At 59.4% G+C, this 13563-nt stretch carries 11 protein-coding genes; 7 read left to right on the top strand and 4 right to left on the bottom strand.

From position 1 onward, the window contains the following. Nucleotides 1-23 precede the first annotated feature (23 nt). The 3 genes from IF205_RS20195 to IF205_RS20205 form a co-directional block, all read right to left on the bottom strand. On the bottom strand, nucleotides 24-761 hold the full coding sequence (locus tag IF205_RS20195; protein WP_259781159.1) for a Bax inhibitor-1/YccA family protein: 738 nt from the start codon (nucleotides 759-761) through the stop codon (nucleotides 24-26). Nucleotides 762-870: 109 nt separating this feature from the next. Beyond that, the gene (locus IF205_RS20200; RefSeq protein ID WP_259781160.1) at nucleotides 871-3408 is read right to left on the bottom strand and encodes an ABC transporter permease; all 2538 of its coding nucleotides are present in this window, start codon (nucleotides 3406-3408) and stop codon (nucleotides 871-873) included. Beyond that, nucleotides 3405-4142 (bottom strand): ABC transporter ATP-binding protein, encoded by a 738-nt coding sequence (locus IF205_RS20205; RefSeq protein ID WP_259781161.1) that lies wholly within the window; start codon nucleotides 4140-4142, stop codon nucleotides 3405-3407. The genes IF205_RS20200 and IF205_RS20205 overlap by 4 nt, the downstream gene beginning before the upstream one ends. An 85-nt stretch (nucleotides 4143-4227) precedes the next feature. Between IF205_RS20205 and IF205_RS20210 the strand changes: the two genes are divergently transcribed. The 5 genes from IF205_RS20210 (at nucleotide 4228) to IF205_RS20230 (ending at nucleotide 8766) form a co-directional block, all read left to right on the top strand. Next, nucleotides 4228-4872 carry an arylesterase gene (locus IF205_RS20210; RefSeq protein ID WP_259781162.1) on the top strand — a complete coding sequence of 215 codons (645 nt, stop codon included), beginning with the start codon at nucleotides 4228-4230 and terminating at the stop codon, nucleotides 4870-4872. Between the two features lie 2 nt (nucleotides 4873-4874). Then, entirely contained in the window at nucleotides 4875-6011 is a 1137-nt protein-coding gene (locus tag IF205_RS20215; RefSeq protein ID WP_259781163.1) for an FIST signal transduction protein, read from the top strand. Nucleotides 6012-6099: 88 nt separating this feature from the next. Next, nucleotides 6100-7164, top strand: a complete 1065-nt coding sequence (locus IF205_RS20220) for an NADP(H)-dependent aldo-keto reductase (RefSeq protein ID WP_259781164.1) — start codon at nucleotides 6100-6102, stop codon at nucleotides 7162-7164. Between the two features lie 76 nt (nucleotides 7165-7240). Next, on the top strand, nucleotides 7241-7810 hold the full coding sequence (gene thpR, locus IF205_RS20225) for an RNA 2',3'-cyclic phosphodiesterase (protein ID WP_259781165.1): 570 nt from the start codon (nucleotides 7241-7243) through the stop codon (nucleotides 7808-7810). Next, complete coding sequence (locus tag IF205_RS20230) at nucleotides 7807-8766, top strand: tyrosine recombinase XerC (RefSeq protein ID WP_259781166.1); 960 nt, start codon at nucleotides 7807-7809, stop codon at nucleotides 8764-8766. Before thpR ends, IF205_RS20230 begins: the two co-directional genes overlap by 4 nt. A 3-nt stretch (nucleotides 8767-8769) precedes the next feature. On the opposite strand, the gene ubiG is transcribed toward IF205_RS20230, so the two are convergent. Beyond that, nucleotides 8770-9549, bottom strand: a complete 780-nt coding sequence (gene ubiG, locus IF205_RS20235; protein ID WP_259781167.1) for a bifunctional 2-polyprenyl-6-hydroxyphenol methylase/3-demethylubiquinol 3-O-methyltransferase UbiG — start codon at nucleotides 9547-9549, stop codon at nucleotides 8770-8772. Nucleotides 9550-9767: 218 nt separating this feature from the next. Here ubiG and IF205_RS20240 point away from each other — a divergent pair, with 218 nt between their 5' ends. Further along, complete coding sequence (locus tag IF205_RS20240) at nucleotides 9768-10988, top strand: aspartate kinase (protein WP_259781168.1); 1221 nt, start codon at nucleotides 9768-9770, stop codon at nucleotides 10986-10988. Nucleotides 10989-11090: 102 nt separating this feature from the next. Then, nucleotides 11091-13418 carry a phosphoenolpyruvate--protein phosphotransferase gene (gene ptsP, locus IF205_RS20245; RefSeq protein ID WP_311195717.1) on the top strand — a complete coding sequence of 776 codons (2328 nt, stop codon included), beginning with the start codon at nucleotides 11091-11093 and terminating at the stop codon, nucleotides 13416-13418. Nucleotides 13419-13563: the final 145 nt, after the last annotated feature.

The raw sequence follows: 13563 nt of genomic DNA on the forward strand, positions 1-13563 counted from the left end.
GAAATCCGGCGATGAAGCCTGATTTAGTTATTACGCATGATGCCCAGGATATTCAGAATGTGGATGAACATCACGACAAAGCTGCCATAGAGCGTGAAGGCCCCGAAAATGGCCATGCGGGTTACCACATTGCTGGACCCGGCGCTGTAATACATATTCTTGATCGCCTGCGTTTCCCAGGCCGTAATACCGGCAAACAACAGAACTGCACCAAAGGACGTCACGAGGCTGAAGGCCGTGCTTGCAACGAAAATGTTAATCACCATTGCAATCAGCAAGCCGATGGAAGCCATGACGAAGAAACGCCCCAAACCGGACAGATCTTTTTTCGTCGTGTAGCCAAAGATGCTGGTACCGGCAAACATGCCTGCGGTGATGAAGAAAGCGCGGGCAACGTCCATCGTTCCTGCAGTGGTCTGCAGGAAGTAGGCGACCATCGGCGAAATCATCACGCCCCAAAGACCAGCGTAAACCCAGTAGAACGCATGCGCAGCCGCAGTGCTTTGCATGGTCATGATCCGGTTGGAGAACCAACCCATACCAAGAACTGCGAAGAACAGCACCCATTTGACCGGCCCAACCGCCAAGGTCACCATCAAATTCGGATTGGCCGACATGAACAGGACAACCGCGCCGGTGAAAGCCACACCGAGAGCCATATAGTTGTAAACCCGCAGCATGTATGACCGCAGGCCCGCGTCGATATCGGCGCGCGCGCCGACATGATCCATGACCGTGGACTGACGACGATTTGTTTCCATAATAGTTCAACCCCTCAATGGTTTATGGCCGCCATTACCCGGCAGCAAAGGTTCCGCCGCTAATATGGGGCTCCCGTTTTTGAATTTCAACGGCTTTTGGCGTCAAAATTCAATCATTTCGCAAGAAGGGCGCGGCCTTTCTACCCAGGGCATTCCACGCCCCGGCACCGCCCAATCCCGCCGTCAGTGAAATGGCGAGAGCCAGCGTGACGATCAATGTCCTCATGTCGAAGGACCAGGGCGCATCCATGATCCCGGAGATCACCACATAGGCAGCCGCCGTTCCGATTCCAGCCGCCACCACCGCGGTGACAAGGCCGAGCAGCAGATATTCAAGCAGGAAGGCCAGCATGACATCCCATCGCGTGGCCCCCAGCACCTTGAGAACAACGGAATCGTATATCCGGCGGTGATGTCCCGCCGCAATCGCCCCCGCCAGCACCAGAACACCGGCCAGGATCGCAACCGATGCAATCACCCGCACGGCAACGCTCAGATTGCCAAGGATCTGTGCGACACCATCCAATATCTCTTTCACGCGAATGCTGGAAACATTGGGGAAGGCATCGGTTACCTTCCGCTCCAGGGCAACCTCCCGGTCTTCGTCCAGACGGGCGGTCGCAATATAGCTTTGCGGCGCGCTTTCCAGCATGCCGGGGGAAAAGACCATCACGAAATTGATCCCGAGCGATGTCCAGTCGATCTTGCGCAGGTTGGCGATTTCCGCCGTCACCTCACGCCCCAGGATGTTGACCGTCAACGTGTCCCCCACCTTCAGGCCAAAGGCCTGCGCCGCCTCCACATCGAAGGAAACCAGCAGTGGCCCGCTGTAGTCCTGCTGCCACCACTTTCCGGCCACCAGTTCACTGCCTTGGGAGGGGAAGGTCCGGGACCAGGTAACACCACGGTCGCCCCGCAAAATCCAGGCAAATTCCGGCGGCGGCGTAATCTCGGACACCGAGACACCATTCATCGCAACGATCCGCCCGCGCAGCATTGGCACGTCCTGGCTTTCCGTCACCGTCGGGAAACCCGACACCATCTCGCGGAAGGGGCCGATCTGGTCCGGCTGAATGTCGATAAAATAGAAACCGGGTGCTTCCCCGCGCAGGGTATCCGTCACCTCCCGGTTCAAATTCGCCTCCACCAGGGATACGGCTGAAAGCACCGTCAGCCCCAGCCCCATGGAAAGCACCACACTGGCCGTCGGCGCGCCCGGGCGATGAATATTGGTCAGCGCCATGCGCAACCGCATGGATTTCGGATGCGGCAGGCTTTTCGCCGCCTTCGTCACCAGCCAGGCCGCCCCGCGGAACAATAGCAAAGTTCCCAGTGCACCGATCACGAAATAGGAGGCGAGCCGCGGGTTATCCGCCGAGAGAATGGCAATGCCCGCCATTACCGCGCCCAAAGCGGCAATAACCACAATAATCCGGCGTCCGGGCCATCCCTTCGACGGATCAACCATGTCGCGGAACAGGGCCGCCGCCCGCACCTCACGCGCCCGCGACAAGGGCCAAAGGCTGAAGATCAACGTCGTCAGCACACCGAACAGGACGGCAAGCATCAACGGCTCCAGATAAAAGGCTGCCCGGGCAGCCACCGGCAGTTCGTCCGCAAGGATCGGCGCAACCGCAAAGGGCACGAGCGATCCAAGCAAGGCGCCGATCACCGATCCGACCAGCCCCAACCCCAGAAGCTGCAGCAGATAGGTTGTGAAAATCAGCCGTGACGGCGCGCCCACGCCCTTCAGGATCGCAATGGTGCCGGTACGCTCCGCCAGATATGCCTTGGCCGCATTGCCGACACCGACACCGCCGACCAGCAGGGCCGTCAGCCCCACCAAGGTCAGGAAGGTCTTCATACGATCCACGAAACGCTGGATATTGGGTGCGGCATTTTCCAGATCGCGCACCCGCCAACCGGCGCCAGGGAAGGCGTCTGCCAGTTGCTGTTTCCATGTATCCACCGCCACGGTGTCGGGCAGGTCCACACGATAGTGATAGCGGATCAGGCTGCCCGGCTGCACAAGTCCGGTCTCCGGCAACATTGCATTGGCGATGATCACACGGGGGCCCAGTTCGAAAGCTCGGGTGCTTTTATCCGGTTCGTCTCCAATGACCCCGGCGACACGAGCCACCGCGTCGCCCAACCGAAAACGGTCACCGACTTTCAGGTGCAGCCTTTCAAGCAGGTTTTCACCAACCACCGCGCCCCAGGCGTCGCCCTGTTTGGTCAAAAGCGGCTGCAGCGCCCCACCGTCCCGCAGAGTGAACTGCCCGAACAATGGATAGGCGCCGTCAACGGCCTTGACCTCGACCAGACGGCGGTCCGCACCGTCCTCCCGAATTGCCATGGCGCGCATCTGGGCCGCCATGGACAGGCGGTCCGAATGCTGTGTCAGCCAGTCCAACTGTTCTGCCGTGGCCTCGCGATGGGTCAAGCGCAGGTCGACCTCGCCGCCCAGCAGGCTGCGGGCATCGGCACGCACCCCTGCCTCGATTGCATCGGACAGCGCGCCGACGCCGGCAATTGCCGCCACGCCCAGCGCCAGGCAGGCCATAAAGACACGAAAGCCTTTCAGGCCGCCGCGCATCTCACGCAAGGCAAGCCGAAGAGCCAGTCCGGGCATGGAATATCCGCTCATAGAGCCGCCGCCGGTTCAACGGGGTTCTCCACGCTGTCCACCAGCTGCCCGTCGGCCATATGGACACTGCGCCCGCAGCGTTCCGCCAACGCTGGGTCGTGCGTGATCAACAGAAGCGTTGTGTCATGTTCAGCGGTCAACCCGAACATCAGGTCGATGATCTGCTGACCGGTCTTGCCATCCAGGTTCCCGGTCGGTTCATCCGCCAGCAGCAACCTGGGCCGGATGCCAAAAGCCCGCGCCAGGGCCACGCGTTGTTGTTCGCCGCCGGAGAGCTGCCCCGGATAATGGCCCAGACGATGACCGAGTCCTACCGCCTCCAGGCTGGCCGCAGCCGCCTCAAAGGCATTTCGCCGCCCGGACAGTTCCAGGGGAATGGCCACATTTTCCAATGCCGTCATGGTCGGGATCAGGTGAAACCCCTGAAAGACGATACCGACATTGTCGCGGCGAAACAGGGCCAGCTTGTCCTCGCTCATCCGGCGGAGGTCTTCACCGCAGACATTCACACGGCCGCCAGAGGCTGCTTCCAGGCCGGCAATGACCATCAGCATGGATGTCTTTCCCGATCCGCTGGGCCCGACCACGCTGACGGCCTCACCCGGGTTCACCTGCAAGGAAATGCCGCGCAGGATGTTGACCTCACCCGATGAGGCACCCAATGTTAGGGTAACGTCGTTGATATCTATTACAGGTTGGACGGCCCCGGTCGTCGATACAGAATTTCTAGGCATGTGAATGGCAAACCCCGATTTATCCAGTGCTCTTCCGGCGACCTCCGTTGTCACGTTCAAAGCAAGACACAGGTTAGCATATGGCGTGACCTCGAGGCTTTTCAACGGCTTCGCCCTATTTATGCTGATCGCGGCACTTGCATTTCCCGGCGCATCACAGGCAGCCGAGGATGGCGACAAGCTGATCCTTGCCTTGGGGGACAGCCTGACAGCAGGCTATGGCCTGCCGAAAGATGACAGCTTCCCTGTCCAGCTACAGCAGGCCCTGTCCGATAAGGGACACAAGGTGCGCGTCGTCAATGCGGGTGTTTCCGGCGACACATCGGCGGGCGGGCTGTCCCGGCTTGAATGGCTGCTTACGGAAAAGCCGGATTTGCTGTTGCTGGAGCTGGGGGCGAATGACGGATTGCGCGCCCTTGCCCCGGACGACACCAAGACGAACCTCGCCACGATCATCGAAAAAGCGAAGGCCGCGGAAATTCCGGTTCTTCTGACCGGGATGCTGGCGCCCCCCAATATGGGACGCGACTACGGCCAGGCCTTCAACGCGATTTATCCCGACCTCGCCAAGAAATATGATATTGTTTTCTATCCGTTTTTTCTCGATGGTGTGGCGGGAGACCCAAGCTTGAACCAAGGTGATGGAATGCATCCGACAGCCGAAGGCGTATCCATTATCGTGGACCGGCTGCTTCCCTTTGTGGAAAAGGCCCTCAACCGGAAAGGCTAGCCATGACGTCCTCTGCACGATCCGACTTCCGTGCCGCCGCCGCCAGTGCCGGGACCTGGCAGGAAACCGCCGCACAGCTTTTGCAGAAACTGGGCCAGGCCACCGCCAATCATCGGTTGGGTATTTTCTACGTCACGCCCGACTTTGCCGACAATCTGATTGATATCGAGATTTTCATGCGCCAGACCACCGGCGTTCCGCATTGGGTCGGCACAGTCGGCGCGGGTGTCTGCAGTACCGGGACGGAATATCTCGAAACCCCGGCGATTGCGGCCATGCTGCTGTCCCTGCCCGAACATGCCTTCCATCTTCTGAACGGCATTCATGAAGAAACGGAGGAAGCGATCGGCGAAAGCGCCTCCTGGCTGGGACAATGCGGCGTACCCCTGATTCTGACCCATGGCGATCCGTCCAACCCCCTGGTCATCGGCCTGATTGAGGACCTTGCGCTGGAAAGTGGCGGTTTCCTTGTAGGCGGCCTGTCGGCGGCCATGGGGCGGGGATCGCAAATCGCGGGTTCCGTCGACGGCGGCGGGCTGTCGGGCGTCATGTTCTCCGACCAGCACGCGCCCGTCGTTACCAGCCTGACCCAGGGCTGCACGCCGATCGGGCCGCCCCACCGCGTGACGGATTGTCACGAAGATATCATCATCAGCATCGACGACCGCCCCGCACTTGATGTTTTCAAGGAGGAAATCGGTGATCTCCTCACACGGGATCTGGAAAAGGTTGCGGGCTATATCTATGCCGCCCTGCCTGTCACCGGCGGCGAACGGCCCGACTATATGGTCCGTAACCTGACCGGCATCGACCCGCAGCACGGCGCCATGGCAATTGCCGCCGAATTTGAACCGGGCGACCTGGTCATGTTCTGCCGCCGAGATCACGATGCCGCCGTCTCGGACATGAACCGCATGCTGCAGGATCTGGAAAAGCGTGTGGGCGACCGGGCGATCAAGGGAGGCATCTATGTGACCTGTTCCGGGCGCGGCGCAAACCAGTTCGGGCCGGATTCCGAAGAGCTGAAATTGATATCGGAAAAACTGGGGGACTTCCCCCTGGTCGGCTTTTTCGCCAACGGGGAAATCAACCGCGATCGCCTCTACAGCTTTACCGGAATTCTGACCCTGTTCGTCTGACCGGCATCATCTGATGTCATTCTTGAAATCCCCCTGAAAACGCTTATCTAGTTGGGAAACTTCCTAAAAAAATCAGGGGTCACAAGACATGCAATATCGTCGGTTAGGAAACACTGACCTGGACGTCAGTGTTATTTGCCTGGGCACCATGACCTGGGGCGAACAGAACAGCGAGGCCGAAGGCCACGAACAATTGGACTATGCGCTGGATCACGGCGTCAATTTCATCGATACCGCAGAGATGTATTCCGTGCCGCCGCGCAAGGAAACCTATGGCAGCACCGAATCGATCATCGGTTCCTGGTTGAAAAAGAACCCGGGACGTCGGGGCGACTTCATACTTGCCTCCAAGGTCGTCGCCCGGGCGGAACGTTTCTCCTATGTCCGACCGGAGCTCAACCCGGACGGTATCACCAAACTGGACCGGAAAAACATACTCGCCGCCTGCGACGCCAGCCTGCAGCGATTAAATACGGACTATATTGACCTCTACCAACTACATTGGCCCGACCGGGAAACCAATTTCTTCGGCCAATTGGGATATGTCCACAACGCAGACGACAATTCCGTTCCTATGGAAGAAACCTTCGAGGCGCTGGCGGAACTGGTCAAGGCGGGCAAGGTCCGCACGGTGGGCCTGTCCAACGAAACGCCCTGGGGCATGCTGGAAAGCCTGCGTATGGCGGAACTGAAAGGCCTGCCACGGGTGCAGAGCATCCAGAACCCCTATAACCTGCTCAAGCGGGATTTCGAGATCGGCTGCGCGGAAATCGCCATCCGGGAGAAGGTTGGCCTGCTGGCCTATTCCCCGCTCGCCATGGGCGTGCTGAGTGGGAAATACCTCGACGGTAAGATGCCCGAGGGTTCCCGTATGGCTCTCTTCGGACAGTATTTCCCCCGTTATCTGCGTTCCAAACCCGTCGAAGAGACCGCAAAATACGTCAAACTGGCGCGCGACTCGGGGTTGGATCCGGCGCTGATGGCCCATGCCTTTGTCAATCAACAGCCCTTCGTGACGTCCAATATCATCGGGGCCCGGACCATGGATCAGTTGGAAATCGCCATTGAATCCGGGGACTTCACCCTGCCCGACGCCGTCACGGCAGCAATCGAGGAAATCCATCAGCGCACGCCCTTCCCCGTGTCCCATTAACTGATATACTAACCTTACCAGTCGGGGGGAAATCCCTTAGGGGTTCTCCCCGATCCCTCTAGGACAGGAGGCCAGTATGATACGTCTATTTGTCGCGATCCCCATGCCGCAGCAAATTACAGAGGCACTTCAGTCCATTGCCCACGGCCTCCACGGGGTGCGCTGGGTACCACCGGAAAACTACCACCTGACACTCCGTTTTATCGGGGAAGTACATAACGGCGATGCCGATGACTATGATGCGGCCCTGTCGCAGGTCAACGCACCACCGGTGGAAATCAACAGCGAGGGCCTCGGCTTTTTCGACAAGAAGGGCAAGGTTCACACCCTGCATATGAAGGTGGCCAAAACCGAAAGCCTGGTCCATCTGCAAAAAAAGGTCGAATCAGCTCTCGTCCGGGCAGGGCTTTCGCCGGAACCGCGCAAATTCTCACCTCATATCACACTGGCGAGGATGAAACCGAAACCCGTGGAACCGGTGCAGAAATACTGTGCGGAACGCACCCATCATCTGCCCAAGGACATGGCCTTCCACGCGACCCATTTCTCGCTTTATTCCAGCCTGCTGACCCATAACGGGTCAATCTATACGCAGGAAGTGGATTACCCCCTTATGGGCAGTGTTGCGGAAATGATGCACGCATGACGCAACAAGCCACCTGGGAACTTGGTCTGGACCCCACCGCCGGGGACAGTACCGTTGCCCGTTGCTACCGGGACTTCCTCTATTACCTGCGGGTAGAAAAACGCTACAGCCCCAACACGCTGGACGCTTATGCGCGCGACCTCAGCCATTTCCTGCACTTCATGGCAAACCATATGGATGGCCTGCCTGACCTGAAGTCGCTGGAAAGATTGCGCACGGGCGACTTCCGCGCCTGGCTTGCCGCACGGCTTCGCAACGAATTATCGGCCACGTCAAATGCGCGTGCCTTGTCTGCCGTACGCAGTTTTTTTCGCTGGATGCAGAAAAACGGCTTTGCTTCCAATGCAGCCATCGGCAGCGTCCGCACGCCGAAGACCCCCAAGGCCGTGCCCAAACCATTGCAGGAAAGCGATGCCAGGGAGGCCCTTCGCATCGCAGGCGATTGGGCCAGTGAAGGCTGGGCAGGCAAACGCGATATTGCCCTGCTGACGCTGTTATACGGCTGCGGCCTGCGTATTTCGGAGGCACTGAACCTCAATATGAGTGACTGGCCGAAAGAAGACAGCCTGCGCGTTCTGGGCAAGGGCAACAAGGAACGGATCGTCCCGATCCTGCCGCTGGTCCGCAAGGCCATGGAAGACTATTTCGCGGCCAGCCCCTTTGCGCCGGAGGACGATGCCCCCATCTTCCGGGGTGTCCGAGGCGGCCGGTTGGACCGGGGAGCGGCGGCCAAGCTGATGCGGCAAATCCGCAGTGTGCTGGGCCTGCCCGACAGCGCCACGCCGCATGCCCTGCGCCACAGTTTTGCAACTCATCTGCTGACAGGCGGCGGTGACCTGCGCGCCATCCAGGAATTGCTGGGCCATGCCAGCCTCAGCACAACCCAACGCTATACAGATGTGGATACCGAACGCCTGATGAGCGCCTATAACAAGGCGCATCCAAGAGCGCGTTAACGCCTATTCCGGTTTTTCCGCATAGACCAGATAGTTGACCGCCAGATCCTTGGCGTCGAGCGACCATGTATCCTTGATCGGGTTGAAGACGACGCCTTGCAGGTCGGCAACCGTGATGCCGTGGCGGCGCAGGACAGAGGCCAGTTCGGACGGTTTCAGGAACTTCTTCCACTCGTGGGTGCCACGCGGCAGCCAGCGCAGGACATATTCCGCGCCGACAATGGCAAAGGCGTAGGATTTCATGGTCCGGTTCAGGGTCGCCAGGAACATCACGCCGCCCGGTTTGACCAGGGCCGCACTGGCGCCGATGAAGGCCTCCACGTCGGCCACATGCTCGACCACTTCCATATTGAGGACCACGTCGAACTGCTCACCCTCATCCACCAGTTGTTCGGCGGAGGCAAAGCGATAGTCGATCTCCAACCCCATCTGTTCGGCATGGGCCTCGGCGATACGGACGGATTTTTCCGTGGCATCGACACCGATGATCGTCGCACCGAGACGCGCCATTGGCTCACAAAGCAACCCCCCGCCACTGCCGATGTCCAGGATACGCAGCCCCTCAAGCGGGCGAACCTTCATCGGATCGCGGTCGAAATGCGCGCAGATTTTATCGCGGATATAGCCGACACGGGTTGGGTTAAACTTATGAAGCGGCTTGAATTTTCCATCCGGGTCCCACCATTCCTCGGCCATGGCGGCGAATTTTTCGATCTCTTCCGCATCCACAGTCTGACCCAAAGGCCGGAGACTTTCCTTGTCCATTGCCGTCGACTTACCCATGGCAGGCGTCCTTTTGGTAAGAATAGTTCAAACATTCAGAAATTCGCGCAATTTCGCCGCTCCGCTCTTGAACGGTGTGCGCGCACAGAGTATGGATACGCGGCCCCGTTGGGGCAAGCCCCCAACGTGACGCATATCTGTCTAACTGCTGACATATTGACGGGCTAGCTTCACCGGCGCATCGCGCGATGATATTGGCAAAGAGGCTTGAGAACGAAATGGCGCGCATTGTCATGAAATTTGGCGGCACCTCGGTGGCGGATCTGGACCGCATCGCCAACGCCGCAAACCGGGTCAAACGGGAAGTCGACGCCGGCAACGAAGTCGCCGTCGTGGTTTCCGCCATGGCCGGCGTTACCAACCAGTTGGTTTCCTACGTAGATCAGACCAGCAAGGTCTACGACACTCGCGAGTATGACAGCATCGTCGCCTCCGGCGAACAGGTGACTGCCGGTCTGATGGCGTTGCGCCTGCAGGAAATGGGCGTCAATGCCCGCTCCTGGCTGGGCTGGCAAATTCCGATCCATACCAACGATGTCCACGGCAAGGCCCGCATTACCGACATCGACACCGACGACATGGTAAAGCGCTTTGAAGAAGGCCAGGTCGCCGTTATTGCCGGTTTCCAGGGGATCAGCCCGCTGAAGCGGATCGCGACACTGGGCCGTGGTGGATCGGATACCACCGCCGTGGCCCTTGCCGCCGCCATGAATGCCGACCGTTGCGATATCTATACCGACGTGGACGGGGTCTACACCACAGACCCGCGCATCGTGTCCAAGGCACGCAAGATCGAAAAGATCAGCCATGAAGAAATGCTGGAAATGGCGTCGCAGGGGGCAAAAGTCCTGCAGACCCGTTCCGTTGAAATGGCCATGAATCACGGCGTACGCCTGCAGGTGTTGTCCAGCTTCGAAGACAAACCCGGTACGCTCGTTGTAGCAGAGGATGAAATCGTGGAAGAACAAGTTGTCAGCGGCATCGCCTACAGCCGTGATGAGGCGAAAATCACCCTGGTGAAAGTGGCCGACAAGCCGGGCATCGCAGCCCATATCTTCGGCCCGCTGGCCGATGCATCGGTCAATGTGGACATGATCGTCCAGAGCGTATCCGCCGACGGGCAGCAGACCGACCTGACCTTCACTGTCGGCAAGACCGATGTGGAACGCGCCGTCCAGGTCCTGAAGGACAATCACGACGAAATCGAATATCACGACCTGCTCGCGGATTCGGACGTGGTGAAGATTTCCGTCATCGGCGTCGGCATGCGCTCTCACGCGGGTGTCGCCCAGACCATGTTCCAGACCCTGGCCGAAAAAGGGATCAATATTCAGGTGATCTCCACCAGCGAGATCAAGATCAGCACGCTGGTCGCCGAAGAATATACCGAACTGGCCCTGCGAGCCCTTCACACGGCTTACGGACTGGACGCGGAGTAACTTCGCCCCCATATCGCTATCTGATAGCCAAAAATAATTTGTGATCATCCGTGGACGGCAATAGCTGTTTCGCGATAAACAATTGAAAGCAAAGTCAGGCTCGTGACAGCGGGGGAAGACGTGGAGCAGAAAGACAGGATAGAGAGCAGCGACAAAGCCAGCCCCAAATGGGGTGGCTCGCGGCAACTCCTGCGACGTCTTCGAGATATCATGGCCACCGGCGAAGGCGCCCAGGAGCGCCTCAACCGGATTGTGGCGATCATTGCCCATGAAATGAACGCCGCCGTCTGCTCCATCTATATCCGCCGTGCGGGCGACGTGTTGGAGCTTTTCGCCACAGAGGGTCTGAAGCTGGACGCTGTCCACCGGACCCGCCTGCGGATGGGCGAAGGTATTGTCGGTGACATCGCCGCCTATGCCCGTCCCTTTGCACTTGCCGACGCACAAAAGCATCCCAACTTCGCCTATCGCCCGGAAACCGGTGAGGAACTGTTCCATTCCCTGCTCGGTGTGCCAATCCTGCGTGGCGGTCGCGTCATGGGCGTGCTGGTAATCCAGAACAAGGAACCCTGCAACTACAGCGACGAACAGGTCGAGCTGATGGAAACCATCGGCATGGTCGTCGCGGAACTGATCGCCGCAGGCGGCGTCGTCCGGCGTCGGGAACAGGCCCCGATGGACGGGCTGGCGCTCAAGCCGCTCAGGATCGACGGGGTACAGCTCAGCTCCGGACTGGCAATGGGACGTGCGGTGCTGCACCGTCCCCATGTTCCCATCGGCAAAATGGTTGCCGAGGACGAGGGAAAAGAGATCGACCGGCTTGAAGCCGCGCTCTCCGCCATGCACAGCAAGCTGGACCATATGGTGAAAACCGTCGATGACGACGGCGACGGCGGCGACCATGTGGACATCCTGAAGACCTATCGGATGATCGCGGAAGACCGCGGATGGATCAAACGCATCCGGGAGGCGATCACCTCCGGCCTGACGGCGGAAGCCGCGGTCGTGCGTGTACAGAACGAAACCCGCGCCCGCATGGCCAAGGTGCAGGATGTCTATCTGCGCGAACGCCTGCTGGACCTGGAAGACGTTGCCTATCGCCTGCTGCAGCATCTGACCGAATCCAACGGCAACGGCACGGCAACCCAGGAAGACCTGCCCGACGAAATGATCGTCATCGCCCGTAACATGGGCCCGGCGGAATTGCTGGATTATGACCGTGAGCGCCTCAAAGGCGTGGTTCTGGAGGAAGGTTCCTCCACCGCCCATGTGGCGATTGTCGCCCGCGCCCTCGACATTCCGGTGATCGGTCGCGTCAGCCGTATCCTGAGCCGCGTGGAGCCCTTTGACCGGATTATTGTCGACGGCAACAACGCAACCTGCTTTGTCCGTCCGGGCGAGGAATTCAGGCGTGTTTTCCAGACGTCCATGGAATTGCACGCGCAACAGCGCGCCGCCTATGCCCGGGACAAGGACTTGCCCGCCGTCACGACCGATGGCGTGGAAATCGGTGTCCATATGAATGCGGGCCTGCTCATCGACCTGCCGCATCTGCATGAGACCGGGGCCGCCGGGATTGGCCTCTATCGGACCGAGGTTCCCTTCATGGTCCGTTCCGATTATCCGGGTGTGGACACCCAGGCGGATATTTACGGCAAGGTCTACGACCAGGCGGATGACAAGCCTGTCATCTTCCGCACCCTGGACATCGGTGGCGACAAGGTCCTTCCCTATTTCCAGGATATGGCCGAGGAAAACCCGGCAATGGGCTGGCGCGCCATTCGCGTGGCCCTCGACCGGCCCGCCATGCTGCGCCAACAGCTTCGCGCCATGATCCTCGCCGCCGACGGACGCCCGTTGAATGTCATGTTCCCCATGATCGCGGATACCAGTGAGTTTCTGAAAGCCCGCGACGCCCTGAACAAGGAACTGGCGCGTGCCCGTGCGCGCAACCAGGTAGTGCCGTCAGAAATGCGCGTCGGGATCATGTTCGAAGTCCCCTCGCTGGCTTTCCAGCTCCCCTCTTTGTTGCAGCATGTGGACTTCGTTTCCATCGGCTCGAACGATCTGCTACAGTTTTTCTTTGCCAGCGACCGTGGCAACCCGCGTCTCGACAAACGCTATGACGCCATGTCGCCGGGCTTCCTGACGCTGATCAAACATATTGCCGATCAGTGCCATGCTGCCAATGTGACGGTCAGCGTCTGTGGCGAGATCGCGGGCAACCCGCTTTGCGCGATGGCGCTGATCGGGGTTGGTATTCGCAACCTGTCGATGTCGCCCTGGTCCGTGGGACCGGTGCGCAGCACAGTCCGGTCGATCCAGATGGCCTCGCTGGCGGATTATATGGCCTCACAACTGAATTCCCCGGATCACAGTCTGAGGAGCCAATTGCTCGCCTATGCAAAAGACCACAAAGTAATTCTGTAGTCGGACGCAGGCCGGTTTTCTTCCATTTACGAATACTTTGCTTTTTCTATTCTCTTCTTCATAATGCGGCAGCATCGCATTCTCGCGGGCAGGGGTAGTGGAACGAAAGGGAGTCCGCCGGATCAGTCCGGCGAGTTAGCGCATG

The sequence above is a fragment of the Aestuariispira ectoiniformans genome (assembly GCF_025136295.1).
Lineage (GTDB): Bacteria > Pseudomonadota > Alphaproteobacteria > UBA8366 > Aestuariispiraceae > Aestuariispira_A > Aestuariispira_A ectoiniformans.